We start from the raw sequence: 26,420 nt of genomic DNA, 5'->3' as shown, positions 1-26,420 counted from the left end.
CCCACTTCTTCGTCACGTGAGGTGTCGGTTCGATGATCAAAACCCGCAACGCTCCCGACATATGGATGATTGCGGCCACGCTCGGCATCTTGGCCATCGGCGTGGTTATGGTGTACAGCGCCAGCGCGGTCGCGGCGTTCCACGATTACGGGGACAAGTTCTATTACGTCAAGCGCCAGACGCTGTTCGCCGCGATCGGCGTAGCCGCCATGTTCGCGACGATGAACGTCGATTACGGACGCTTGCGGAGATGGGCGCCTGCGGGGTTGATCATCTGCTTCGCGCTTCTGCTCATTGTGCTCATTCCCGGCATCGGGGTCGTGCGCGGCGGGGCGCGGAGCTGGCTGGGCATCGGCAGCTTCGGCATCCAGCCGTCCGAATTCATGAAGCTCGCGATGATTCTGTATCTCGCGCGCTTCCTGTCCGAACGCCAGCAGCTGATGGTATCGTTCACGCGCGGCTTGCTGCCGCCGCTGGCCATTCTCGGCACGGCGTTCGGCCTGATCATGCTTCAGCCGGACCTCGGCACAGGCGCGGTTATGATTGGCGCGTCCCTGCTGGTCATCTACGTGGCCGGCGCGAAGGTGAAGCATCTGGCCGGCCTTGGCTTGCTGGGCATAGCCGGGCTAGTCGGCTTGATTGCCGCGGCTCCGTACCGATTGCAGCGGATAACCGCTTTTCTCGATCCATGGCAGGATCCGCTCGGCGCCGGCTACCAGTCGATCCAATCGCTGTACGCGATCGGACCGGGCGGGCTCGTCGGCCTCGGCCTCGGCATGAGCCGGCAGAAATACAATTATTTGCCCGAGCCGCAGACGGACTTTATCTTCTCGATTCTAGCGGAAGAGCTCGGTTTTATAGGCGGGACGCTGCTGCTGCTGCTGTTCCTGCTGCTTATCTGGCGGGGCCTTCGGACCGCCATGACGATTACCGACCCGTTCGGCAGCTTCCTGGCCGCGGGCATCGTCGGCATCATCGCCACGCAGGTGCTGATGAACGTCGGCGTCGTCATCGGGCTGCTTCCGGTGACGGGAATTACCTTGCCGCTCGTCAGCTATGGGGGCTCATCGTTGACGCTGCTGCTGACGGCGCTCGGCATCTTGCTTAATTTATCCCGTTATTCGAGGTGACTTGAAACATGCGACTTGTGCTGACCGGCGGAGGTACCGGCGGACATATTTATCCCGCGCTGGCGATCGGCCGCGAGGTCGCCGAGAAGGAGCCGGGCTCGGAGCTGCTCTACATCGGCACCAAGAAAGGACTTGAGAGCCGCATCGTACCCGCCCAGGGCTTGCCGTTCGAGAGCATCGATATCTCCGGCATCCGGCGCTCGCTGTCGCTGGAGAACGTCCGGACCGTCATCCGGTTCATTCAGGGCGTCCGGCGCTCGAAGGCGCTGCTGAAGCGGTTCAAGCCGGACATCGTCGTCGGAACGGGCGGCTATGTCTGCGGACCCGTCGTCTACGCGGCATCCCGGCTCGGCATTCCGACGCTTATTCACGAGCAGAACGTCGTGCCCGGTTTGACGAACAAATTTCTGAGCCGGTACGCGTCCGGCGTCGCGGTCAGCTTCGAGGATTCGCTGCCGCATTTCGCCCGCGTCGGCAATGTGAAGTACGCCGGCAACCCGGTCGCTTCGACCATGGTCAAAGCCAATAAAGCGCAAGGCTATGCGTCTCTCGGCTTGGCACCGGGGACGCCGTTCGTGCTTGTAACGGGCGGCAGCGGCGGAGCGCGGGCGCTCAATGACGCGGTCCTCGCCATGCTTCCCGGCTTGGTGAGCTTAGCCGGCGTTCATCTGGTGCTTGTGACCGGCGACCGGTATTACGAGCAGACGGCGGAGCGCGTGAAGGCGCTGCCGGCTGATGTTGCGAAGCGTGTGCACGTGCTCTCGTACGTCAACAACATGCCGGAAGTGCTGGCCGCTTCCTCGATGATTATCAGCCGGGCGGGAGCGTCCTTCCTAGCCGAGGTGACGTCGCTCGGCGTTCCGGCTGTTCTTATTCCGTCGCCTAATGTAACGAACAACCACCAGCAGCCGAATGCGGAGAGCCTGGCAGCCGCCGGAGCTGCGGAGATGATACTGGAGAAGGACCTAAGCGGCGACGGTCTGCTGCGGTCCGTCTCGTCGATTATGCGGGACGCGGAGCTGCGGGAGAAGATGGCGAAGGCTTCCCGCCGTCTTGGCACGCCTAATGCGGCAACGGCGATCTATGAGCAAATGCTAGAACTTATTCATCGCAAATAACGAACAACATCGAACTGGAAGGCTTGGCTGCTGGGCGTTTGTCACCACGCCGGCGATGTCGACATAAGATACAGCGTGATCGTGATTGTCGAGTTGGCGCAGGCGAGAAGCGAGAGCAGCGAAGCCTTCTATTATGGGCAAGGGGGAGCAATTATGCAACGGTTGGTCGCGGAACTGGAACAAGCCCTGATCGGCTCGGTAAGCTTGAACGAACCGCTTGCCAAGCATACGACTTGGAAAATCGGCGGACCAGCGGATATCTTCCTCGTTCCCGATACCCAAGAACAGTTGGCTGACGCTATCCGCATCCTGAATCGGCATGACGTGCCATGGACGACGCTGGGGCGCGGATCCAATACGCTCGTGTCTGACAAGGGCGTTCGCGGCGCCGTCATCAAGCTCGGCAAGGGCTTTGACTTCGTGTCGTTCGACGGGGGAACCGTCAGGGCGGGCGGTTCTTATTCCTTCATCAAGCTGTCGGTTATGACCGGCAAGGAAGGGCTCACCGGACTGGAGTTCGCGGGAGGAATTCCAGGCACGGTAGGCGGAGCCGTCTACATGAACGCCGGAGCGCATGGCTCTGATGTGTCACGCATCTTACAGTCGGCCGACATCGTCTGGGAAGACGGAACACGGGGAACGTACGGGAAGGAAGACTTGGCATTCGGCTATCGCCATTCGATTCTGCAGGAGCGGCGGGGTATCGTGACGGAGGCGACATTCCTTCTCCAGCCGGGAGATCGCAAGGAGATCGCCGCCGCGCTGGCATCGTTCAAGGATCGCCGGCTGCGGACACAGCCGCTGCAGATGGCCTGCGCGGGGAGCGTATTCCGCAATCCGCCGAACGATCATGCCGCGAGGCTGATCGAAGCCGCCGGGCTGAAGGGCGCGCGTGAAGGCAACGCCGAAGTCTCTCTTCTGCACGCCAACTTTATCGTCAACCATGGCGATGCCAAGGCCGAGGACGTCCTCACCCTCATACGCCGGGTTCAGAGCACCGTGGAAGACCGCTTTGGAATTCGAATGGTGCCGGAGGTTCTCCTGATGGGTGAGCGGTAATCCGGAGGTGACAACCTTGGACAAATTGGTGATTGAAGGCGGTAAGCCGCTTTCGGGCACCATACGCATCCATGGAGCCAAGAATGCCGCTCTGCCGATTCTGGCCGCCAGCATGCTGGCGGAGGAAGCGGTGACGATTCGCAACGTACCTCGCTTATTGGATATCGAAGTGATGCTTCATATTTTGCAAGATCTAGGCTGCAAGACGAATCAGACAGACGACCAGGTGACGGTCGACAGTTCGAAGGCTTTCTCCTCCCATGTACCGGAGCATTTGATGAGGCAGATGAGATCGTCGGTCTTCCTCATGGGGCCGCTGCTGGCGCGCTTCGGGGAAGTGGAAGTCTATCAGCCTGGGGGCTGCGCAATCGGGGAGCGCAAGATCGACCTGCACTTAAGGGGGCTGCAGGCGCTTGGCGCCGAACTGCGAGAGACGGGCAGCCGCATCGTTTGCACGGCCAAACAGCTTGTCGGCGCCGAGATTATTCTCGATTTTCCGAGCGTCGGAGCGACCGAGAATATTATGCTCGCCGCCGTTCTGGCCAAGGGCCGAACGACGATCGTCGGCGCGGCTCGCGAGCCGGAGATTCAAGATCTGCAGCGCTTCCTCAATGAGATGGGCGGGCAGGTCAGAGGAGCCGGAACCGATACGATCATTATCGACGGGGTTCCTTCGCTGTCCGGCTGCGAATTCGACATTATTCCCGACCGCATCGTCACGGGCACGGTGATGGTTGCCGCCGCGGCTACTAGAGGCAGCGTAACCCTAGAAGGGACGCAGCCCGGACATTTGACCTCTCTTATTCATGTATTAAGACGCGCGGGTGTTCATATCGAAGTCGAGAATGGTATAATGAGAGTTGGAGCCAGCGCCCGTCCGCGGGCGGTCGATCGGGTCGTGACGTCGCCTTATCCGGCGTTTCCGACTGATCTGCAGGCGCAGCTTATGATCTTGTTATCACTCGCTGACGGTGTCAGCGTCGTCAAAGAGACGGTGTTCGAAGGACGCTTCAAGCATGTGGAGGAATTATGCCGGATGGGAGCCAACATCAGGCTGGACCTGAACACGGCGTTCATCCGAGGCGTTCCGAAGCTGTACGGCTCGACCGTTGAAGCGACCGATCTGCGCGCAGGAGCGGCGCTCGTTATTGCGGGGCTAGCCGCCCATGGCACGACCATCGTCGAGCACGTTCATCATATCGATCGAGGTTATGACCGGATTGAAGGGATGTTTGCAAGTTTAGGAGCCGACATCGTGAGGCTGCCTTACGAGAGCATTGCGGCAAGCGCCAATCGATAACGGCTGTTCTCCCCCGCTGTAGCGGAGCGATCCTATGAGCGGGGGATTTCTATGACCATAGATCGGACAAGCATGCGATAGAGGGGGATACATCCATGGCCGAGCGGATTCCTGCGTTGAGACCGGAACCCGTTGCCCCGCGGCGCCGCGGCGGCACGCTCCTAGGGATCGTGATCGCACTGTTCGCGATCGCGCTGATCGTGTTGTTTTTCCATTCGTCGCTGTCGCGCATTACCGATATCGAGATTACGGGAACCCGCTACGCGGCAGCCGCTGATGTGGAGCAGGCGCTCGGAATTCAGGAGGGCGATTCATTCTTCAAGGGAAGTCCGAAGAAGCTGGAAGCGAAGATTGAAGAGATCGGACCTGTGCAGAACGCTACGGTGACCAAACGTTTCCCCGGACATTTGAAGATAGAGGTTCAGGAATTTGCGGCAGTGGCCGTCGAACTGAACGATACGGGCCGAGCTTCGCTCGTGCTCGAGAACGGCCTGTCCATTCCGATGAAGGAAGGGGAATCGTTGCCGGATATGCCCATCTTGACGGGATGGAATGTTAACGATCCGAACCGGGCTGCGCTTTGCGGCGTTCTCGGCAAACTGGAGCCGGCGGCGCTAGGCGACTTCTCCCAGATCGCGCCGGATCCCTCCAACGCGTATCCAGACCGGATCAAGCTGTTCACGCGGTCCAAATTCGAGATCGTAACGACGATTGGCAAGCTGCCCGGCAAGATGGATATAATGGGCGAGATCGTAGCGAATCGTGCGCCTGGACTTATCACTTTGCTGGAAGCGGACTATTACCTTCCTTATTCGGCACAAAACGAGCAGCAGAGCGGCTCCTAAGCTATTAAACATAAGGAAAAGGACTCTACTCTTTTAGCCGGAACAATGCTAGAATTTATAATATCGGCTGCCTATAAATCCTTGCGTGAAGGATTTGAATAATAGCACTGAGAATCAGCACCGAGAATCATGAAATTTTTTGTTGAAAAAAGAGGGAAAAACTCGCAGACGTTGAATAAGTAGAGAAAGCATCCCATTTCGCAGCTATTTTCAACGACTAATTGGAGGTGCCACCGTTTGAGTAGCAACGACCTCATCGTCAGCTTGGACATCGGCACGTCGAAGGTCCGGGTGATCATCGGGGAAATCAGCAACGGGGCCATTAATATCATTGGCGTCGGATCTTCGGATTCCGAAGGCATCCGCAAAGGCGCTATTGTCGATATTGACCAGACCGTTCAATCGATCCGAAACGCCGTCGACCATGCGGAACGCATGGTTGGGATTGACATCGGAGAAGTATACGTAGGCATTGCCGGCAATCACATAGCGCTTCAGAGCAATCATGGCGTTGTCGCCGTGTCGAATGAAGACCGGGAGATCGGGGAAGAGGACATTGAGCGCGTTCTTCAAGCCGCCAAAGTGGTCGCGCTTCCGCCGGAGAGAGAGATTATCGGCTTGCTGCCGAAGCAATATCTTGTTGATGGGCTTACCGGCATTCAAGATCCGAGAGGAATGATCGGCGTTCGTCTGGAAGTCGAATGCACGATTATTACGGGAACCAAAGCCGCCGTACATAATTTAATGCGTTGCGTTGAGAAGGCGGGCCTTAAGATTTCCGGTATCATTCTGATGTCTCTGGCTTCGGGCATGATGGCACTCACGAAGGACGAGAAGCAGATGGGCACGGTGCTTGCTGACATCGGAGCGGGAGCGACGACGCTCGCGATCTTCGAAGGCGGCAGCCTCGCAGCCGTCTCGACGCTTCCGATCGGCGGCGATTATGTGACGAGCGATATTTGCTACGGCCTGAAGACGCAGACCGAGCACGCGGAGAAGATCAAGCTGAAGTACGGGTGTGCCCGTACGGAGGATGCGGCTGAGGACCAGAAGTTCAAAGTGATGAGGGTCGGAAGCAATGTGGAGAAGGAATTCTCCCAATACGATCTATCCGCGATCATCGAGCCGCGCATGCAGGAGATATTCCACATGATTCGCCAGGAAGTCAAGCGTCTTGGTTATTTGGACAAGCTTAACGGATACGTGTTAACGGGCGGATCGGTATCGATGCCCGGCGTTCTTCCCCTCGCGCAGAGCGAATTGGAATCGAATGTCCGGATCGCGGTGCCGGACTTCATCGGCGTTCGCGATCCATCGTTCAGCAGCGGCGTGGGCATGATTCAATACGTGACCAAGTACGTTCGTGCCCGCAGCGCCGCGCAGGCCAAACGCCCTCAGAAGAGCAAAGCGGCTGCGGGAGCGGCCTCTTCTAAGCCCGGCGGCATTATGGAATGGGTTAAGAATATGTTTAAGGAATTTATTTGAGCCGCCGCTGATAAGGGATTCTCATAGCGATGCGAGGAGGAAATAGTAATATGTTGGAATTTGATTTTGAAATGGAGCCGCTCGCGAAAATTAAAGTGATCGGCGTCGGTGGCGGCGGCAGCAACGCGGTGAACCGAATGATCGAGAACGGCGTGAAGGGCGTCGAGTTCATTACGGTGAACACGGACGCTCAAGCGCTTCACCTGACGAAGTCGGAACAGAAGCTGCAGATCGGGGACAAGCTTACCCGCGGTCTCGGCGCCGGCGCTAATCCGGATGTCGGCAAGAAGGCAGCAGAAGAATCCCGCGAAGCGATCATCAATTCGCTGCGCGGGTCGGATATGGTATTCGTAACAGCGGGCATGGGCGGAGGCACCGGTACGGGCGCGGCTCCGGTTATTGCGGAGCTGGCGAAGGAAGCCGGGGCTCTGACGGTTGGCGTCGTTACCCGTCCATTTACCTTCGAGGGCCGCAAGCGTTCCACGCAGGCTGATCAAGGCATCGAAGCGCTCAAAGAGAAGGTCGACACGCTGATCGTCATTCCGAACGATCGCCTTCTGGAGATTGTCGACAAGAAGACGCCGATGATGGAAGCGTTCCGCGAAGCGGACAACGTGCTCAAGCAAGCAGTTCAGGGCATCTCCGACTTGATCGCGGTGCCGGGACTGATCAACCTCGACTTCGCCGACGTGAAGACGATCATGACCGAACGCGGCTCGGCTCTCATGGGCATCGGCGTAGCCGGCGGCGAGAACCGTGCGATGGAAGCGGCCAAGAAGGCAATCATGAGCCCGCTGCTCGAGACATCCATCGAGGGTGCGCGCGGCATCATTATGAACATTACCGGCGGCTCCAACCTCTCGCTGTTCGAAGTTAACGAAGCAGCCGAGATCGTCATCGCCGCTTCCGATCCGGAAGTGAACATGATCTTCGGCGCGAGCATTGACGACAGCATGAAGGATGAGATCAAAGTAACGGTCATTGCGACCGGCTTCGAGCATAAGATGTCGAGCCGTCCTCGCGTTCAGCCTTCTTCTTCGCATATGCAGCCATCGCAGCCATCGCAGTCAGCCGCTGCATCCGAGACGCAAGACACGCGTTCTGCGAGCAACGCCGCCAGCAACCTGCGCCCGTTCGGCAGCAACAACCTGACCAGCGATCAGCTCGACATTCCTGCATTCCTGCGCAATCGTCCTCGCGACCGGTAGTCACAGCGATGCATCGGCTTGAACAAGCACCTTATTCCGGATTCTCGGAATAAGGTTTTTTTGTTTGACTGCATTCTCGGCGGCACCGTCTCCGATAAGCGCATGTAGTAAAAAAAGGAATTATTCCTATTGACAGTCATTCATTTGTCTTGTATGGTTAGTTACATGAGTAATTAACCACACAAGCACTGGACATAGTATACAATACGAAGCAAGGAACCGAGGTGATCAACAGAATGGATGACAGTCGCCCTATCTTCCTACAGATTGCCGAGAAGATTGAGAATGACATTATTGAAGGAGTCCTGCCTGAAGAATCGCAGGTGCCGTCGACCAATCAATTCGCGGCATTCTATCAGATCAATCCGGCAACGGCGGCGAAAGGCGTCAATGAACTGGTCGACCAAGGCATCCTTTACAAGAAGAGAGGGATTGGAATGTTCGTGAAGGAAGGTTCGCGCAGCGTGCTGATCGAGAAGCGCAAGGCACTGTTTTACGACCAGTATGTATTGTCGATGCTTCGGGAAGCGCAGAAGCTCGGCATCACGAATGCCGAAGTGGCAGATATGATCCGGAAAGGGGAGAACGGATGATGAGTGCGGTTATCGAAGTCAACCATCTGCGCAAATCGTACGGCCAGGTAAAGGCGATCGACGACGTCAGCTTCCAGATCGAGGCGGACAAAATCTATGGCATGCTTGGCCGCAACGGCGCCGGGAAGACGACGCTGATGCATATTCTCACGGCCCAGGGCTTCGCGACGAGCGGCGATCTGAAGGTGTTCGGAGAGCATCCCTACGAGAACGAGAAGGTGCTTAGGAACATTTGCTTCATCAAGGAGAGCCAGAAGTACCCGGACACATTCTCTGTCAAAAATGTGCTGGACGTATCGGCCGACTTCTTCCCGAAGTGGGATCGGGACTTCGCCAATTCGCTTATCGCGGATTTCCAGCTGCCGCTGAAGCGAAATGTGAAGAAGCTGTCCAGAGGCATGCTCTCTTCTTTGGGTATCGTGGTCGGGCTCGCCAGCCGCGCGCCGCTGACGATTTTCGACGAGCCGTATTTGGGATTGGATGCGGTCGCACGCAGTTTGTTCTACGATCGTCTGCTGGAAGATTATAGTGAACACCCGCGCACCATCATTCTATCCACGCATCTAATAGATGAGGTCAGCAGGCTGTTGGAGCATGTGATTGTCATTGACAGCGGCAAGGTGATTCTGGATGAAGAGACCGATACGATCCGCGGGCGGGCTTATGCGGTGGCCGGGGCTGCTTCGAAGGTCGAGGACTTCTTGCGAGGCAAACAAGTGATTCATCGAGAGCCGTTCGGAGGTTTGTTGACCGCAGCCGTCATCGGCGCCGGCGATGGACGGGACCGTCACGAGGCTGAAGGCATGGGATTGGAGATTCAGCCGGTATCGCTGCAGCAATTGGTCGTGCATTTGTCCAAGATCAATCAAGTTCAAGGCAAGGAGGGTGAGCGGGCATGAGCCGTGTAGCCGGCGTTATACGCATGCAATTGAAAGATTGGATATGGATCGCCCTCCCCTGGATTGTACTCCTGAGCGCCTTCTTCGTGAATCTGATTCTCTTCGCGACAATCGATACGGAGGAAGAGAACTATACGGGAGCGTTGGCTTCTATCTTCATTATCCTGTTCACGAACGGAATTATGACTATTAATCAGCAATTCTCGTTCGCGCTTGGGTTCAGCGTTCGCAGGAAGGATTACTTCTGGGGAACGACAGCTGTCGTCCTCATTCTAAGCGCTCTGTATGCAGCGGCATTGACCGTCCTCACGCTCGTGGAACGGGCGAGCGGCGGATGGGGCGCGCGGCTGCACTTCTTCCGCGTCCACTCGCTAAGCGACGGCTCTGCGGCGGAATGGGGATGGATCATGTTCGTCGCCTTCTTGAACATGTTCTTCGCCGGATTCGTATTCAGTTGCTGGAAGCGCAGATTCGGCCTTAAGGCTCTCTTCGCCCTCTTGGTCGTTCTGGCGCTTGTCCTGATCGTCGTGTCCGTGCTTGGCACCTACTACGAAGGCTGGGACAATCTGTATCGCTTGCTGAAGCCCTTGTCCGTAGGCAAACTCTTCACTTGGCTGATCATCCCGCCCGCGATTAACGCGTTTATCTCTTATCTCTTGCTTCGCAGAACGACAGCCTAAAGTGGAGCAGCTTCAATCGAACTGATCTTCAGACCCATGACATTCTTCATGGGTCTTTGCTTGTGCTGCCCGGCTCAAAGAGGCTGCCGCCTCGACAAAAAAACAACGGGAAGAACGGCAGGATTAGACAGACACCGGAATCGAATCGGATTATACTGGGTTCATCCATCCCGGCCTTCGTTCTCCAAGGCAGTCTCGGGCATAGAAGGATGGCGATCCGGATGATTGTGTATGTAGATATGGTATTTCTAACGAATCTGGCGGTCGACGGCACCGTACTGCTCACAACCGCCAAGGTTCGCAGACTACAGCCGAAACGGCGCCGCATCGCCCTATCCGCGGGGATGGGCGCCGTTTATGCCGCGGGCATGTTCATGGCGGACGTTCCTTACTTGTACAGCTTCGCCGTGAAGGTGCTTGTCTCTCTAGCGATGCTGCTATGCGCCTTCGGCTACGGAAGCCCGCTGCGGCTAGCCCGGCTGATGGGCACGTTCTATCTGGTGAGCTTCGCCACGCTAGGCGGCGTCCTCGGCCTGACGTTCCTGCTTCGGCAATCCAGAGCCCCTTGGAGCGATCTGTCGCTCTCGCCGGACGGAGGGCTGCTGCTGGAGCTGCCTTTGCAATTCTTGCTATTGGCTGTCTGCTTCGCCTTGTCCGTCTGGCTGTTCCGCGGAGCTTCCGCCAGCGCAGAACGGACCGGACAGCTCGATTCGCTCATCGTGAACGTCGCGGTCACGATCGGCGGAGAGACGAGGGAGTGCCGGGGACTGGTGGATACGGGCAATCGGCTATATGATCCGTTGACGCGGATTCCGGTCATGATGATGGAAGCTTCCTTATGGAAGGAGCAGCTGCCGTCAGGCTGGGCCGAACGCCTGAAGGACGAACCTGCCGACAGTCTCGTCGCGGGCTTGGATCACGATTCAAGCGAAGGGTATGCATGGGGAGACCGGCTGAGGCTCATTCCGTATCGAGGCGTGAACGGGAATACGCGCCTGCTCCTGGCGATCAAGCCCGATTCCGTCTCGATCAGCCCAAGCGGCGCTCCCTCTCGCCATTATAAACGGGTTCTGATCGGTATGGACGGAGGCACGCTGTCTCCGGACGGGTCGTATCGCGCGATCGTGCATCCAGATCTCGGAATGTCCTTCGATGCGGAGGCGGCCCCATCCCAGACTGCCTGACAGGAGGTTGAAGAAGTGCTCGTAAGATTGAAGCTGATGTCCCAACTGACGATCTATCGCCTGTTGTTCAGGCTAGGCTGGAAGAGCGAGGAAGTGTACTACATCGGCGGAAGCGAGGCATTACCGCCGCCGCTTACGCGCGAGGAAGAAGAATATTTGCTGGAGCGCCTGCCTTCGGGAGACTCGGCCATCCGCGCGATGCTGATCGAGCGTAATCTGCGCCTCGTCGTCTATATCGCCCGCAAGTTCGAGAATACCGGCATTCATATCGAAGATCTCGTGTCGATCGGTACGATCGGTCTGATCAAGGCGGTGAATACCTTTGACCCCGAGAAGAAAATCAAGCTGGCGACATACGCCTCCAGGTGTATCGAGAATGAGATTCTGATGTACTTACGCCGCAACAGCAAGACGCGCACCGAGGTCAGCTTCGACGAGCCGCTGAACATCGATTGGGACGGCAATGAGCTGCTGCTGTCGGATGTGCTCGGCACAGAGAACGATACGATCTACCGCAACATCGAGGAGCAGGTCGACCGCAAGCTGCTGCACAAGGCGCTCGATAAGCTCAGCGATCGGGAGCGGACGATCATGGAGCTCCGCTTCGGCCTGGCCGATGGCGAAGAGAAGACGCAGAAGGATGTCGCCGACCTGCTCGGCATCTCGCAATCGTACATTTCTCGGCTTGAGAAACGGATCATTAAGCGGCTGCGGAAGGAGTTCAACAAAATGGTCTGACCGAATAAAATAGGCACCCCCGGAAATACTCTACATTAACGCTGCTCCCCGGGAGGAATTCGCCTTGACCCGCAACAAAGTGGAGATATGTGGAGTCGACACCTCAAAGCTGCCTGTCCTAACCAACGCCGAAATGAGGGAACTTTTTCTCGCTCTGCAAACTCGGGGTGAACTCAACGCCCGTGAGAAATTGGTCAACGGCAATTTGCGTCTGGTGCTTAGCGTCATTCAACGGTTCAACAACCGAGGAGAATTCGTGGACGACCTGTTCCAGGTCGGCTGCATCGGGCTGATGAAGGCGATTGATAATTTCGATCTAGGCCAGAACGTCCGCTTCTCCACGTACGCCGTTCCGATGATCATCGGCGAGATTCGCCGATACTTGCGCGACAACAACCCGATTCGCGTCTCCCGCAGCCTGAGGGATATTGCCTACAAGGCGCTGCAGGTGCGGGATCAGCTGACCAATCAGCATTCCCGGGAACCGACGATTCTGGAGATATCCGAGGTGCTGAACGTTCCCAAGGAAGACATCGTCTTCGCGCTTGACGCCATCCAGGACCCGGTCTCGCTCTTCGAGCCGATCTATCATGACGGCGGCGACCCGATCTATGTGCTTGATCAGATCAGCGACGAGCGCAACAAGGATATTCAATGGATCGAAGAGATTGCACTTCGGGAAGCGATGCGGAAGCTGAATGAACGCGAGAAAATGATCCTGTCGATGCGCTTCTTCGAGGGCAAGACGCAGATGGAGGTGGCCGACGAGATCGGCATCTCGCAAGCGCAGGTGTCGCGTCTCGAGAAGTCGGCCATTCAACAAATGCAGAAGCATGTGAAAACTTAATAGGCTGTCAACCGAAAAAGCGGGGATAAACCCCGCTTTTTTTTTGATTCGCGCCCTTTAAGTCCCTCGGCGATTCCGCATGAAGACACGCGAAGATTTAATGTCCTTTCGGCCGAATAGGCACATATAATGGTACGAGAAATCATTCGCGGGTTTAAGAAAGCGGGGGAAACGGCGTATGAAAATATCCGATTTCCAGACGAAGGACGTCATTAATATCGTAGACGGCAAGAAGCTCGGGCAGGTCAGCGATCTGGAGCTCGACCTGCGCCAAGGGCGGATCGATTCGATAGTCGTGCCGACGGCGACCCGGTTCTTCGGCATGTTCGGCGGCGGCAACGATGTGGTCATTCCTTGGCGCAACATCGTCAAGATCGGCGCCGACGTCGTTCTCGTTCGGCTGGACGAAGCCAAAGCCTATCGTACGGAAGAAGCGGAAGGGGTCGGGCGATAGGCCGCTCCTCTTGCGGCTTCCCCATACGGATGGGCTGTGATAAACTGGGGGCGGAGGTGGGAGCTTGGAACCATTCAAGATAACAGACAGAGGAGAGGCTTCCGCCGTTCTCCTTCATCTGGACACGTGGGAGGAGAAGTGCGAAGGCCTGACGGTTGGCTTCACGACCCGCCAAGGCGGCCATAGCGCTTCGCCGCGCGATTCGCTGAACACTGCGCTTCACGTCGGTGACGACCTGGCCGCTGTCCTTCGCAACCGGCGCCGCACGGCCGAGACGCTCGGCTGGGACTTCGCAGCTTGGACGTGCGCCGAGCAGGTGCACAGCGCGCGCGTGCGCGTCGTCGCCTCGGCTGAGCGAGGCCGCGGCAGAGAGAGCCGCGAGTCGGCGATTCAAGACACGGATGCGCTCGTCACGAACGAGCCGGATCTGCTGCTTGTGATGTACTTCGCGGACTGTGTGCCGCTTTACTTCTATGATCCCGAGACAGGGGCGATGGGGCTCGCGCACGCAGGCTGGAAGGGAACAGTGGCGGACATTGCCGGCGAGACGGTGCGTACGATGGCAGCGTCGTTCGGAACTCGGCCGGAGAACCTGCTTGCTGCGATCGGCCCTTCGATCGGCCCGTGCTGCTACGAGGTGGACGAACCGGTCATGAAGCATGTGCGGCCGCTCGTCTCTGAGCTGATGGGAGAGTCCGAATCGTTGGCAGGCGCAGGCTTCGAGAGCCGCGGCAATCCGCCTTTTATCGAGCGTGGGAACGGGCGTGCGAGCCTCGACTTGAAAGAAATCAACCGACACCTTATGATAAAAGCAGGAATTTTGCCGAGCCGCATCGAATTGTCATCATGGTGCACTGGCTGTCGAACCGACCTATTCTTCTCCCATCGCAAGGAGAACGGAGCGACGGGCCGCATGATGAGCTGGCTCGGGAAGAAGAGAGGATGAACGCCGCCGTGGGCTTGCAAGACCGGATGCGCGAAGTGGAGAGCCGAATCGGCGAAGCTTGCCGCAGGAGCGGAAGGGCGCGCGAAGACGTGAACGTCGTCGCCGTGACCAAGTATGTATCCGCAGAGACGGCTGTCCTTGCGGTAACGCAAGGAATCCGGCATATCGGCGAGAATCGATGGCCCGATTCCGAAGAGAAGTGGCGCCAATTGCAGGGACAAGCCGTGTTCCATTTTATCGGATCGCTCCAAACCAGGAAAGTGAAGGATGTCGTCGGCCGTTTCGATTACATACATTCGCTGGATCGTCTATCCCTGGCGGAAGAGATTCAGAAGCGCGCCGCCGCGCTTGGCATTGTCGTTCCCTGCTTCGTGCAGGTGAACGTGTCGGGCGAAGCGTCCAAGCATGGCATGCAGCCCGAGGAGCTGCCCGGCTTCGCAGCCGCGCTCCGGCCGCTTGATCGCATCAAGCCCATCGGGCTGATGACGATGGCCCCGCTGGAGAGCGGGCCGGAGGAGACGCGTCCCGTCTTCCGCGGGCTCCGGAAGCTGCGGGACGAGCTGAACGCGAGAGAGGCCTTCGGCGAGCCGATAACGGAATTGTCGATGGGCATGTCGGGAGACTTCGAGGTCGCGATCGAAGAAGGCGCGACTTGGGTGCGTCTCGGCAGCGTGCTTGTCGGAAGAGAGAGTGCAGGTTGATGCCGGACTTACCGGACTTCAGTCGCGGTCGGCTATTTAGGAGGGATAGATGATGAGCGTCATGAACAAATTTTTGAACTATTTGGGATTGCAGGAAGAAGACGAAGCCTCAGCCGACCGGGAGCGGATGGGAGCTTATGACGAACAAGAAGAAATTGAAACCTCTCCGTTCGAACTTCGTAAACAATCGAGTAAGAACAACGTCGTCAGCATCCATGCTCAGAAGAACGTTCGCGTTGTTCTGGCGGAGCCGCGCACATACGATGAAGCTCAAGAGATTGCCGACAATCTGAAGTCCCGCCGCTCCGTCATTGTGAATCTCCAGCGAGTCAGAAGGGAGCAGGCCATTAAGATCGTCGATTTTCTTAGCGGAACCGTTTACGCATTGGGAGGGCATATCTCCAAGATTGGCCCGAATATTTTCCTCTGCACGCCGGATTCCGTGGAAATTACCGGAACGATATCGGAGATGATGGCGGAGGAAGCCGATTATTTGAAAATGAGGTGACCTCTGTTTTGGAAACATTAGCAAATTTCATTGGCATTCTATACAACATTTACTTCTACATGATTCTGATCTACGTGCTCATGTCTTGGGTGCCGTCGGTCAGGGAGAGCTTCGTCGGGCAGCTGCTCGGCAAGCTTGTCGAGCCTTATTTGTCCGTATTCCGCCGATTCATTCCCGCCATCGGCGGCGTGCTGGACATTTCCCCGATCGTGGCGCTGATCGCCCTGCGATTCATTGTGATGGGTCTCGTCACGGTGCTCGACATGTTCATCTAGAAGTAAGAGTCCAGCAACGCCCGAAAGGATACGATCGATATGCCGCATAAGGATATTTACGCGCATTTCCATCCCGACGAGCGAGCGTTCGTAGACCGCGCCTGGGAGTGGGTCGAGCGGGCAGCCGAGTTCCATGAACTTCGGCGAACCGACTTTCTTGACCCGCGCCAGGCGCATATTTTGTTTGCGCTCGCCAACCGGCATCCGGACGCCGCCATTCGGCTGGACGGCGGCAGCCCGGATGCGGAGCGCCGGCGCGCCATCATCGCGCCGGATTACCGCCCGCTGGACGACGAGCCGATCGGAATCGCCGTGCTGGCTATCGATTCGGAGGACCGCCGAATCGGCGAGCTCGACCACGGCGATTACCTTGGCGCGATACTCGGCCTTGGCATCAAGCGGGAGAAGATCGGCGACCTCCATGTCAGGGAGGACGGCTGCCACGCGCTCATCGCGGAGGAGATCGGCGATTTCCTCCGCATCCATCTTCGGCAAGCCCACCGCGTAGAGGTGAGCGCTTCGCTGCTGCCGCTCGAGGCGCTGCGGGAAGTGAAGCCGGAGCTCGAGGAGTTGGCGATCTCCGTCGCCTCCATGCGCCTCGACGGCGTCACGAGCGACGCGTTCCGGCTGAGCCGCGCCAAGATCGTCGATCCGATCCGCGCCGGACGCTGCCGCGTCAATTGGAAGACGATCGAGGATCCGTCGGTCCAACTGGCAGAGGGAGACGTCGTCTCGCTCAAAGGATTCGGCAGGTTCAAGGTGCTCTCCGTGGAAGGAACGTCCAAAAGCGGCAGAATTCGCGTGCGAATCGGCAAATTTGTATGAATGCGCAGGAGGAATTTGCCACCATTCGTCGAAATGAGTGAGAGAACGCTTCTTAGACGGACAAAGAGCACAGGAGGGACGTTTGATGCCACTTACCCCATTAGACATTCACAACAAGGAATTCGGCAGACGTCTTCGCGGCTACGACGAAGACGAAGTCAACGAATTTCTAGATCAGATTATTAAAGATTACGAAGCGCTGATCCGCGAGAACAAAGAGCTGCAGAACCAATTGGGAGCGCACCAGGACAAGCTGGGTCACTTCGCGAACATCGAAGAGACGCTCAGCAAGACGATCATCGTCGCGCAGGAAGCGGCGGATGAGCTGAAGAACAATGCCAAGAAGGAAGCGCAGCTGATCGTCAAGGAAGCGGAGAAGAACGCCGACCGGATCGTCAACGACGCGCTGGTTAAATCCCGCAAGGTGGCGATGGAAGCGGAGGAGTTGAAGAAGCAAGCCTCGATCTACCGCGCTCGCTTCCGTGCGCTGATCGAATCGCAGCTGGAGCTGTTGAACCAAGACGGCTGGGATGCGCTGGAGTCGCACGAATCTCGCGTACGCGAGCTGGAATAGGCGCGGCAACGCATGAAGGGCAATGCGGGGGCATTCACCTCTGCATTGCCCTTTCTTGTTTATTTGGCGAAGAATATTTGACAAACACGGTATTTACCGTTATAAAAAAGGGAAGAAGATTAAGATGAACGTCGAAGACGGGAACAAGTGCGCCCTGAGCGGATGCCCAGAGAGCTGGCGGCCGGTGAGAGCCAGCGTGATGCGAAGGCGGCATATCCTCCCCGAGACGACGCGCCGAACAGGCCGGATACTCCGGCAGCGTAGGCGCGGACGGGTTCCCTGCCGTTATCAGGGCGGCGCGGCGTCCATTGCCGCGCTCTCGAGTGCCGCATGCGCAAGCCTTCCAGGCGAACGTATGGCGGAACAAGGGTGGTACCGCGAGTTGAACTCGTCCCTTTTGCAGGGACGGGTTTTTTTTGTTTTCCCCAGCAGTCTCACAAGGAGAAAGGAAGCGACAGTCATGAATCGCGTTGACGTCAAAGAGAAAGCCCGCACCCGCGAGCTGCGCGTGCTGAACCAATGGAACCAGGAGGGCACCTTCCGCCGTTCGATCGAGCAACGGGAAGGAGCGCCGAACTTCGTATTCTACGAAGGGCCGCCGACCGCGAACGGCAAGCCGCATATCGGCCACGTGCTTGGACGTGTCATCAAGGACTTCGTCAGCCGCTATAAGACGATGTCCGGCTACCGCGTCATCCGCAAGGCCGGCTGGGATACGCACGGCTTGCCCGTCGAGCTCGGCGTCGAGAAGCAGCTTGGCATCTCGGGCAAGCAAGAGATCGAGAACTACGGCGTAGAGCCGTTCATCCAGAAGTGCAAGGACAGCGTGTTCGAGTATGAGCAGCAATGGCGCGAGCTGACCGAAGCGATCGGCTACTGGACGAATCTCGACGATCCGTACATCACGCTCGACAACCGCTACATCGAGAGCGTCTGGAACATTCTGGCGACGATTCATGACAAAGGCCTGCTGTACCGCGGCCACCGCGTCAGCCCTTATTGCCCGGACTGCCAGACGACGCTGAGCTCGCACGAAGTGGCGCAGGGCTACGAGGATGTCAAGGATCTGACCGCGACCGCCAAGTTCAAGCTGAAGAACGGCGGCGAATACGTGCTCGCCTGGACGACGACGCCTTGGACGCTGCCGGCCAACGTCGCGCTGGCCGTTCACCCGGACATCGAGTACGTTCGCGTCCGCCAAGAGGGCGAGACGTACATCGTGGCGGGATCGCTGGCCGAGAAGGTTATGAAGGGCGAATACGAGACCGTCGGAACGGTCAAAGGCAAAGAGCTGGTCGGTCTCGAATACGAGCCGCTGTTCACCTATGTGCCGGTAGAGGGTGCTTATCGCATCATCGACGGCGACTTCGTTACCGACTCAAGCGGTACCGGCATCGTCCATATTGCGCCGGCGCACGGCGAAGACGACTACCGCGTCGCGCAGAAGCACGGCATTCCGATGCTCAAGGTCGTGAACGGCGCCGGCCGCTACATCGATGAGGTAACCGATTGGGCCGGCCGATTCGTCAAGGATCCGGAAGTGGACATTGAGATCGTGAAGAAGCTGTCCGAGCGCGGACTGCTCTATCACAAGGAGAAGCACGAGCACAGCTATCCGTTCTGCTGGCGCTGCAAGACGCCGCTGCTCTACTACGCGACGGAGAGCTGGTTCATCCGGACGACCGCGGTCAAGGATCAGCTGATCGCCAACAATCAGACGGTCAAATGGTATCCGGAGCATCTGCGCGACGGCCGCTTCGGCAAGTTCCTCGAGGACCTGGTCGACTGGAACATCAGCCGGAATCGCTATTGGGGAACGCCGCTGAACGTCTGGACCTGCGAGACGTGCGGCAAGGAGAAGGCGCCGCACAGCCATGCGGAGCTGCGCAAGCTCGCGATCGGCGAGGTGGCGGAGGATCTCGAGCTGCACAAGCCTTATGTCGACGACGTGCATCTGCGCTGTGAGTGCGGCGGCGTCATGAAGCGGACGCCGGAAGTGATCGACGTCTGGTTCGACAGCGGCTCGATGCCGTTCGCGCAGTACCATTACCCGTACGGCGATACGCAGAAGTTCGAGGAGCAATACCCGGCGGACTTCATCTGCGAAGGCATCGACCAGACGCGCGGCTGGTTCTTCAGCTTATTGGCCGTATCGACGCTGTTCAACGGCAAAGCGCCGTACAAGTCGGTCATCTCGACCGGCCACGTGCTGGATGAGAACGGCCAGAAGATGAGCAAGTCGAAGGGCAACGTCGTCGATCCTTGGGATATCATCAACGAGCTGGGCACGGACGCGCTGCGCTGGGCGCTTCTCTCCGATAGCGCGCCGTGGAACAGCAAGCGGTTCTCCAAAGGCATCGTCGCCGAAGCCAAATCGAAGGTCGTTGATACGCTCGTCAATACGCATGCATTCTACGCGCTGTATGCTTCGATCGACGGCTTCGATCCGGCGGAGCATACTGAGCGTCCGTCCGAGAACAAGCTGGACCGCTGGGTGCTGTCCCGCCTGCATTCGCTGATCGGCGAAGTGCGCCGCGGCCTCGACGCCAACGACTTCTTGAACCCGGCGAAGGCGATCGAGACGTTCGTCGACGAGCTGTCGAACTGGTACGTGCGCCGCTCGCGCGACCGCTTCTGGGGCAGCGGCTTGTCTGCCGACAAAGTCTCGGCCTATCAGACGCTGCGCGAAGTGCTGCTGACGCTGTCGCGCCTGCTCGCGCCGTATACGCCGTTTATCGCCGAGGATATCTACGGCAATCTCGGCGGCGGCGAGAGCGTCCACCTGGCGGACTATCCGGAGGCGGACGCGTCCAAGATCGACGCCGAGCTGGAGCGGGACATGGAGACGGCCAAGACGATCGTCGAGCTGGCCCGCAACGTGCGCAACGAGTCGGGCATCAAGACGCGCCAGCCGCTCTCGGAGCTGCTCGCGTCGCTGTCCGGACCGTTCGACGTCGCCGGCTACGAAGAGATCGTCAAGGACGAGATCAATGTGAAGAAGCTGACGCTCGTCAAGGACGACAGCGGCTTCGTCGACTTCAACCTGAAGCTCAACCTGAAGATCGCGGGCAAGAAGTACGGCAAGCATGTCGGTCCGATCCAAGGCGTGCTGAAGGGGCTGTCCGCGGATGAGGCGCGCGGCGTCGTCACGAATGGCGCGCTCGAGTATGTCTCGCCTGAAGGCGAGAAGCTCAGCATCTCGCTGGAGGAGCTGCTCGTCGAGAAGCAGGCGAAGACGGGCTTCGCATCCGCATCCGGCAGCGGCTTGACGGTCGCGCTGAACACCGACATCACGCCGGAGCTCGAGCAGGAAGGGCTCGTGCGCGAAGTGATCCGCGCCGTGCAGGATACGCGCAAGAAGCTCGATCTGCCGATCGAAGCGCGCGTCAGCCTCGTGCTCGACGTCGATGCGGAGACCGAAGCGGCGCTAAAGGCATTCGATCATGTGCTGCGCGAGAACGTGCTCGTCAACGAGGTGACGATCGGCAAGACCGCAGATATGGAGACGGTGCAGGCAGGCGAGAAGACGATCGGGCTTGCGATTTCTGCAAAATAACATTTTGGATATGGCAAAAAGCGGCTGCTTGGGGAACGCTATTCCCGAAGCGCCGCTTTTTATTGTTATCTGCCAGATGAGTGAAGCGATACATATGTGCAAGGAAGGGGGATCGCCCGTGAAGCTTCGCAAAATGAGACAACGCCGATCCGCGGAGTCATCCCCGGCCGGCCGCAGGCACCCGAGGCGGGCGTCTGGACGCGCAGATCTGCCGCCTGAAGGAGCGGTTGCGCCGCTCAAGCCGCAAGCAGAGCAGTTGCAGCCGGACACCGCCAAGCTGTCAGATGACACTGTCGGCGCATCCACCGACCCCTCCGTCGTGTCCGCCGACCGTCCCGGCGCTTCTGCTGCATCCGGCGTACGGCGCAGAACGCTTATCGCCGAGGCGAGGGCGCTTAGGCAAGTGCTTGACGCGCTGACGAAGCGTATTGACAACTTGGCGACAGATCTAGAGAAGGCAGAGCTCAAAGAATACGTCAACCTGATGAGGCATCCTTGGAGCCTCATCTGGCGCAACTTTATCTCCGGCTTGCTGCGGGGCATTGGCATCGCTTTCGGCTTTACTTTCTTCGCTGCGACGATCGTCTGGCTGCTGCAGCAGCTTGGCGCGCTTAATCTGCCGATCGTCGGCGACTATGTCGCCGACATCGTCCGGATCGTGCAGCGCCAGCTGGAGATGAAGACGTACTGAGCCGATCGCCGCCCTGGCAAGGCGGCCGCTATCCATCAACTCCTTAACTCCAGTCGTCCGCGGTCTCGTCCGGCTCCAGCAGCGGGTCGCCTTCGTGATTTTCCAAGTACTGCCGGTATGCCCGGTTGCGCACGATGCTGACGTCGTGGCCCGTGATGTCGGTGGCGAGAAAGCTCTCGAGCGGCTCCACATAACTGTCGTTCTCATCGGCTTCGATCTCCATGTGCCCGTAATCGTCCATATCGTTGCCTTCGGCCATTGCCGGGCTGTTGGAGGTGCCCCAGGACTCGACGATCTGCCAGGCGTCTTCGCCGTCGAAGCCGTTCTGGCCTTCATGCTCGTCCATGCTCGTGCGGCCGAACGGCGGGTGCAGGAACGATTCCTCGACGGGGAAGCCTTCCTTCTCCTGCTGTCTGGGAGTATGTTCCATGCAGCGGGTGGCTTCCGGCAGCGCTTCGAGCCGCTCAACAGGAATCGGCTTGCCGCAAGTGTCGCACAGGCCGTACGTGCCCTTATCCATGCGTTCGAGGGCGGCGTTAATGCGCGCCAGCCGGAACGTTTCATTCTCTTCAAGCGCGATGTCCTTGCCCCTCTCGAACATCTCCGTTCCGCCGTCGGCGGGGTGATTGTCGTTAGAGGACAGCTCGCCTGTCGACTCCCGGAACGAATTCGTAAGGCCGAAATGCCCGTTCTGACGCTTTCGGCTTTCGATGTCTGTCTTGTCTTCGAGCAGCCGGTTGCGCAGCGCCTGCAGGCGTTCTTCCGTCAGCGGAAGGGTCATCGCGTTCACTCCTTTAACTAAGTTGGGCTATGGGTAGTTTCCGTTAGGGAAGCGGAAAGTATTAATGGCGGGGGCGCGTGGACGTCCCGATCGCCGATATGGTAAAATCATCAGGCAGGAATTAACCGTTTGAAAGGCGGACCGTGTCATATGCAACGAAGACAACCTGGCATTTGGATTTATTATTTGACAGCAATCGTCGTGTTCGCGATCGATTATTTCACCAAGATGTGGATCAAGAACTCGGTCGACCTGTACGAGCAGATCAAAGTGATTGGCAATTTCTTCGTGATTACATCCATTCGCAACCGCGGAGCTGCCTGGAGCATGCTGCAGGATCAGCGCGTGCTGTTCATTCTAATCACCATCGTTGTCGCCGCAGCCATTATTTGGTATATGAACCGTACCCATCCCAAAGGGAAGATGCTGCTCATGTTCGCGCTGTCGCTCGTGCTGGGCGGGGCGCTGGGCAATTTCCTGGACCGGGCGGTCTACGGCGAAGTCGTCGACTTCCTGCAGTTTACGTTCGGATCGTACATTTATCCGATATTCAACATCGCCGACTGCGCGATCTGTATCGGCGTCGGGCTGATCATCTTGGATTCGATTCTGACGTCAAGCAAGGAGAAGAAAGGTAGCCACGAACATGGAGAGCAATCCGAAGAAGAACATACTCCCGTATCCTAACGGGGAGGCAATCGAAGACGACGCCGGCGACAATGTAATGGCCTGGACGGTCGGCGACGATCGCTCCGGCGAGAGAATAGACAAGCATGTCACCGAAGCGCTGGCGGACGAGACGGTGTCCCGCTCGCAAGTGCAGGATTGGATCCGCCAAGGAGCGGTGACTGTCGGCGGAGCTCCAGTCAAGCCGAACGCCAAGGTAGCCGCCGGCGACGAGATCGTCGTGCGGTTCGCCGAGCCGGAGCCGATTGAGGCGCAGCCGGAGGACATTCCGCTTAACGTCGTCTACGAGGATTCCGACGTCATCGTCATCAACAAGCCGCGAGGCATGGTTGTTCATCCGGCGGTCGGCCATTCGAGCGGAACGGTCGTCAACGCACTGCTGTATCATTGCAAGGACTTGTCCGGCATTAACGGCATGATGCGTCCCGGCATTGTCCATCGCATCGATAAGGACACGTCCGGCCTGCTGATGGCGGCCAAGAACGATCTCGCCCACGCGTCGCTGGCCGGGCAGTTGAAGGCGCACACTGTCGTGCGCCGCTACACCGCGCTTGTCTATGGCAAGGTGCCGCATGACAAGGGAACAATCGACGCGCCAATCGGGCGAGCCAAAGATGATCGCAAGATGTTCGCCGTCACCGACCGGAACTCGAAGCATGCGGTGACGCACTTCACGGTCATCGAGCGGTTCGAGGACTACACGGTCGTCGAGCTGCGCCTCGAGACCGGCAGGACGCACCAGATTCGCGTGCACCTGAAGTATATCGGGCATCCGATCGTCGGCGATCCGATGTACGGCGGCCGCAGCGGGCGCACGCTCGGTATGGTTGGACAAGCGCTGCACGCCGGCGTGCTCGGGTTCGTCCATCCGCGTACCGGCGAGGCGCTGGAGTTCAACGCATCGCTTCCGCAGGACATGGAGGACGCGCTTCACATCTTGCGTTCGCGTTGAAGCTCCTTATGACAAGCTGCCGGCGCTGCCGTGGAGATGGAGATAGTGGCGAAACCCTGCAAATGTTCAGCGGAATAATCCATGGTGAATGGCGCGCCGGATCAGGCATATTAGGGAGTGTGAGCTCGTTCGAGCTTTGGCGATATCGTGCAAATCGAGCGGGCGTGTTGAGCTAAGGTCATATTATTATTTTCATACGAGGAGTTGTTGGCAGTGAGCGTGGAACAGTACCAGGAGACATTCATTCAGCAGCAATTCGCCGACCGCATCGGCGGCGCGAACTACGGCAAAGATACGAACATCTATAAGTTTGAGAAAATAAAACGTGCCAAAGCGGCGGCTAAAGCAGCTCATCCAGACGTCGAATTGATCGATATGGGCGTGGGCGAGCCGGACGAGATGGCGGATGCAGGCATCGTCGCCAAACTGGCTGAAGAAGCGGCTAAGCCGGAGAACCGCGGCTATGCCGATAACGGCATTCCGGAATTTAAGGCTGCCGCGGCTAAATACTTGAAGGAAGTGTTCTCCGTCGACGGCATCGATCCGGTGACGGAAGTGCTGCACACGATCGGTTCGAAGCCGGCGCTTGCCATGCTGCCTGGCGTATTCATCAATCCGGGCGACGTGACGATCATGACGGTGCCCGGCTATCCGGTTATGGGCACCCACACGAAATATATGGGCGGCGAAGTGTACAACGTCCAATTGACGAAGGAGAACAACTTCCTGCCGGACTTGAACGCGATTCCGGAAGACATTGCGCGCCGCGCGAAGCTGTTCTATCTGAACTACCCGAACAACCCGACCGGCGCAGCTGCGACGAAGGAGTTCTTCATGGAAGTAGTCGCTTGGGCGAAGAAGTATAACGTAGTCATCGCGCACGACGCTCCTTATGCGGCGCTGACGTTCGACGGCGTGAAGCCGCTCAGCTTCCTGTCCGTGCCTGGCGCGAAGGATGTCGGCGTGGAGCTTCACTCCCTGTCCAAGTCCTACAACATGACTGGCTGGCGGATCGGCTTCATCGCCGGCAACCCGCTGATCGTCAAGGCGTTCGGCGACGTGAAGGACAATAGCGATTCCGGCCAATTCATCGCTATTCAGAAGGCAGCCGCATATGGCTTGGCCAACCCGCAGATCACGGAGGAGATCGCCGCGAAGTATTCCCGCCGCCACGACTTGCTCGTCGGCGCGCTGAACGAACTCGGCTTCCGAGCCGAGAAGCCGAAGGGCTCGTTCTTCCTGTACGTCGAAGCGCCGAAGGGCATCAAGGGCGGACAGCGCTTCGAGTCCGGCGAGGCGTTCTCGCAGTTCCTGATCCGCGAGAAGTTGATCTCCACCGTACCTTGGGACGACGCCGGCCGCTTCGTGCGCTTCTCGGTGACGTTCATTGCGAACGGCGAGGCGGATGAGCTTCGCGTTATCAGCGAGATCAAGCGCCGCTTGTCCGACGTTGAATTCGAATTCTAATTGGCGAGACGCAGGGGAGAGATCCCTTGCGTCGTTTTGTTTATCCCTTCAGCTCAGGACAAGATCCGGAGAACGCTTTGACGCCGGGAGTAATTGAGCAATTATGGCATCGGGAAAATGGCGCTTTATCGCCTTGACATCAGGGATTGGAAATGCGATAATTCCATAGACTTAGACGGTTACCTTTAACTCAGTCCCGTGAGGCTGGCAAGGTGGCGCAGCATATCATGCATACACTAGGCACAGGAAGCCTGGCTCCTCTCCTCGTACACGAGGATCGGACAGGTTGTGCCCGGGATGAAGCTTGAAGCTCACCTCCTTGCTATAGACGCAAGGAGGTTTTTTGGTATGCAGGAGAGCCGTACGCTTATGGATGAATCGGCGATTCGCCGGGCGTTGACACGCATCGCTCACGAGATTGTCGAGAAGAACAAGGGCATCGAAGGCTGCGTGCTAGTCGGCATTCGTACGCGCGGGATCTATTTGGCTAGACGGGTGGCAGAGCGGATTCTGGATATCGAAGGCGCGCCGGTGGAAGTCGGGGAGCTGGATATTACCCGGTACCGCGACGATCGGCCGCAGGATGCGGCCGCCAGCCCGAAGCTCGAGAGCTTGCCATTCCCGATCAAGGATAAGCGGATCATTCTTTTCGACGATGTTCTGTATACAGGCCGAACGATCCGGGCTGCGCTGGATGCGCTGATTGATAACGGCAGGCCGCAATCCATTCAATTGGCCGTCCTCGTTGATCGCGGCCATCGGGAACTTCCCATTCGGCCGGATTATGTCGGCAAGAACGTGCCGACTTCGAAGCAAGAGGAGATTGAAGTGAGGCTGCGGGAGATCGATGAGGAAGATGAAGTCGCGATCGTTCACCCGGGAACGGAAGATTAGGCAAAGCGTAGGCTATTTCGGAT

27 protein-coding genes are annotated in these 26,420 nt (G+C 58.1%); 26 read left to right on the top strand and 1 reads right to left on the bottom strand.

The window, feature by feature from the left end:
- The first annotated feature begins 32 nt into the window (after positions 1-32).
- From spoVE to H4Q31_RS21955, 22 genes are all read left to right on the top strand, one after another.
- Entirely contained in the window at positions 33-1,130 is a 1,098-nt protein-coding gene (gene spoVE, locus H4Q31_RS08280; protein ID WP_185178587.1) for a stage V sporulation protein E, read from the top strand.
- Positions 1,131-1,138: 8 nt separating this feature from the next.
- Positions 1,139-2,248: an undecaprenyldiphospho-muramoylpentapeptide beta-N-acetylglucosaminyltransferase gene (gene murG / locus H4Q31_RS08275; RefSeq protein WP_185178586.1), complete on the top strand. Its 1,110-nt coding sequence runs from the start codon at positions 1,139-1,141 to the stop codon at positions 2,246-2,248.
- 153 nt (positions 2,249-2,401) lie between these two features.
- Positions 2,402-3,307: a UDP-N-acetylmuramate dehydrogenase gene (murB, locus tag H4Q31_RS08270; protein ID WP_185178585.1), complete on the top strand. Its 906-nt coding sequence runs from the start codon at positions 2,402-2,404 to the stop codon at positions 3,305-3,307.
- Positions 3,308-3,323: 16 nt separating this feature from the next.
- Positions 3,324-4,607 carry a UDP-N-acetylglucosamine 1-carboxyvinyltransferase gene (gene murA, locus H4Q31_RS08265; protein ID WP_185178584.1) on the top strand — a complete coding sequence of 428 codons (1,284 nt, stop codon included), beginning with the start codon at positions 3,324-3,326 and terminating at the stop codon, positions 4,605-4,607.
- Between the two features lie 95 nt (positions 4,608-4,702).
- Entirely contained in the window at positions 4,703-5,452 is a 750-nt protein-coding gene (locus tag H4Q31_RS08260) for a cell division protein FtsQ/DivIB (protein WP_185178583.1), read from the top strand.
- 237 nt (positions 5,453-5,689) lie between these two features.
- The gene (ftsA, locus tag H4Q31_RS08255; protein WP_185178582.1) at positions 5,690-6,937 is read left to right on the top strand and encodes a cell division protein FtsA; all 1,248 of its coding nucleotides are present in this window, start codon (positions 5,690-5,692) and stop codon (positions 6,935-6,937) included.
- Between the two features lie 50 nt (positions 6,938-6,987).
- Positions 6,988-8,145 carry a cell division protein FtsZ gene (gene ftsZ / locus H4Q31_RS08250; RefSeq protein WP_185178581.1) on the top strand — a complete coding sequence of 386 codons (1,158 nt, stop codon included), beginning with the start codon at positions 6,988-6,990 and terminating at the stop codon, positions 8,143-8,145.
- Between the two features lie 236 nt (positions 8,146-8,381).
- Complete coding sequence (locus tag H4Q31_RS08245) at positions 8,382-8,738, top strand: GntR family transcriptional regulator (protein WP_221626775.1); 357 nt, start codon at positions 8,382-8,384, stop codon at positions 8,736-8,738.
- Positions 8,735-9,637: an ABC transporter ATP-binding protein gene (locus H4Q31_RS08240; RefSeq protein ID WP_245347186.1), complete on the top strand. Its 903-nt coding sequence runs from the start codon at positions 8,735-8,737 to the stop codon at positions 9,635-9,637. The genes H4Q31_RS08245 and H4Q31_RS08240 overlap by 4 nt, the downstream gene beginning before the upstream one ends.
- Positions 9,634-10,317, top strand: a complete 684-nt coding sequence (locus H4Q31_RS08235; protein ID WP_185178578.1) for a hypothetical protein — start codon at positions 9,634-9,636, stop codon at positions 10,315-10,317. The genes H4Q31_RS08240 and H4Q31_RS08235 overlap by 4 nt, the downstream gene beginning before the upstream one ends.
- 221 nt (positions 10,318-10,538) lie before the next feature.
- Entirely contained in the window at positions 10,539-11,501 is a 963-nt protein-coding gene (spoIIGA, locus tag H4Q31_RS08230) for a sigma-E processing peptidase SpoIIGA (protein ID WP_185178577.1), read from the top strand.
- A gap of 15 nt (positions 11,502-11,516) precedes the next feature.
- Complete coding sequence (gene sigE, locus H4Q31_RS08225; protein ID WP_185178576.1) at positions 11,517-12,239, top strand: RNA polymerase sporulation sigma factor SigE; 723 nt, start codon at positions 11,517-11,519, stop codon at positions 12,237-12,239.
- A 64-nt stretch (positions 12,240-12,303) separates the two neighbouring features.
- The gene (gene sigG / locus H4Q31_RS08220; protein ID WP_185178575.1) at positions 12,304-13,086 is read left to right on the top strand and encodes an RNA polymerase sporulation sigma factor SigG; all 783 of its coding nucleotides are present in this window, start codon (positions 12,304-12,306) and stop codon (positions 13,084-13,086) included.
- 178 nt (positions 13,087-13,264) lie between these two features.
- Positions 13,265-13,540: a YlmC/YmxH family sporulation protein gene (locus H4Q31_RS08215; RefSeq protein ID WP_185178574.1), complete on the top strand. Its 276-nt coding sequence runs from the start codon at positions 13,265-13,267 to the stop codon at positions 13,538-13,540.
- A 64-nt stretch (positions 13,541-13,604) separates the two neighbouring features.
- Positions 13,605-14,486, top strand: a complete 882-nt coding sequence (gene pgeF / locus H4Q31_RS08210) for a peptidoglycan editing factor PgeF (RefSeq protein WP_185178573.1) — start codon at positions 13,605-13,607, stop codon at positions 14,484-14,486.
- Positions 14,483-15,187, top strand: a complete 705-nt coding sequence (locus H4Q31_RS08205; RefSeq protein WP_221626774.1) for a YggS family pyridoxal phosphate-dependent enzyme — start codon at positions 14,483-14,485, stop codon at positions 15,185-15,187. The genes pgeF and H4Q31_RS08205 overlap by 4 nt, the downstream gene beginning before the upstream one ends.
- A gap of 52 nt (positions 15,188-15,239) precedes the next feature.
- Positions 15,240-15,695 (top strand): cell division protein SepF, encoded by a 456-nt coding sequence (locus H4Q31_RS08200; RefSeq protein WP_185178572.1) that lies wholly within the window; start codon positions 15,240-15,242, stop codon positions 15,693-15,695.
- 8 nt (positions 15,696-15,703) lie between these two features.
- The gene (locus H4Q31_RS08195) at positions 15,704-15,970 is read left to right on the top strand and encodes a YggT family protein (protein WP_185178571.1); all 267 of its coding nucleotides are present in this window, start codon (positions 15,704-15,706) and stop codon (positions 15,968-15,970) included.
- A gap of 39 nt (positions 15,971-16,009) precedes the next feature.
- Positions 16,010-16,795 (top strand): YlmH family RNA-binding protein, encoded by a 786-nt coding sequence (locus H4Q31_RS08190; RefSeq protein WP_185178570.1) that lies wholly within the window; start codon positions 16,010-16,012, stop codon positions 16,793-16,795.
- Between the two features lie 85 nt (positions 16,796-16,880).
- On the top strand, positions 16,881-17,369 hold the full coding sequence (locus H4Q31_RS08185; protein WP_185178569.1) for a DivIVA domain-containing protein: 489 nt from the start codon (positions 16,881-16,883) through the stop codon (positions 17,367-17,369).
- Between the two features lie 460 nt (positions 17,370-17,829).
- Entirely contained in the window at positions 17,830-20,925 is a 3,096-nt protein-coding gene (gene ileS / locus H4Q31_RS08180; RefSeq protein ID WP_185178568.1) for an isoleucine--tRNA ligase, read from the top strand.
- Positions 20,926-21,301: 376 nt separating this feature from the next.
- Positions 21,302-21,616 carry a DUF5665 domain-containing protein gene (locus H4Q31_RS21955; protein WP_185178622.1) on the top strand — a complete coding sequence of 105 codons (315 nt, stop codon included), beginning with the start codon at positions 21,302-21,304 and terminating at the stop codon, positions 21,614-21,616.
- 43 nt (positions 21,617-21,659) lie between these two features.
- On the opposite strand, the gene H4Q31_RS08170 is transcribed toward H4Q31_RS21955, so the two are convergent.
- A complete protein-coding gene (locus H4Q31_RS08170) occupies positions 21,660-22,397 on the bottom strand; it encodes a TraR/DksA C4-type zinc finger protein (RefSeq protein ID WP_185178567.1) in 738 nt (245 codons plus the stop codon).
- Positions 22,398-22,547: 150 nt separating this feature from the next.
- Here H4Q31_RS08170 and lspA point away from each other — a divergent pair, with 150 nt between their 5' ends.
- From lspA to pyrR, 4 genes are all read left to right on the top strand, one after another.
- On the top strand, positions 22,548-23,084 hold the full coding sequence (gene lspA, locus H4Q31_RS08165; protein WP_185178566.1) for a signal peptidase II: 537 nt from the start codon (positions 22,548-22,550) through the stop codon (positions 23,082-23,084).
- 37 nt (positions 23,085-23,121) lie between these two features.
- On the top strand, positions 23,122-24,036 hold the full coding sequence (locus H4Q31_RS08160; RefSeq protein ID WP_245347197.1) for an RluA family pseudouridine synthase: 915 nt from the start codon (positions 23,122-23,124) through the stop codon (positions 24,034-24,036).
- Positions 24,037-24,249: 213 nt separating this feature from the next.
- Positions 24,250-25,503, top strand: a complete 1,254-nt coding sequence (locus tag H4Q31_RS08155) for an LL-diaminopimelate aminotransferase (RefSeq protein ID WP_185178564.1) — start codon at positions 24,250-24,252, stop codon at positions 25,501-25,503.
- A gap of 348 nt (positions 25,504-25,851) precedes the next feature.
- Positions 25,852-26,397, top strand: a complete 546-nt coding sequence (gene pyrR, locus H4Q31_RS08150) for a bifunctional pyr operon transcriptional regulator/uracil phosphoribosyltransferase PyrR (RefSeq protein ID WP_185178563.1) — start codon at positions 25,852-25,854, stop codon at positions 26,395-26,397.
- Positions 26,398-26,420: the final 23 nt, after the last annotated feature.

The sequence above is a fragment of the Cohnella lubricantis genome (assembly GCF_014212015.1).
GTDB classification, from domain to species: domain Bacteria; phylum Bacillota; class Bacilli; order Paenibacillales; family Paenibacillaceae; genus Cohnella; species Cohnella lubricantis.
The sequence above is the reverse complement of the archived record's forward strand: the minus strand, read 5'-3'. Positions and strand labels throughout refer to the sequence as shown.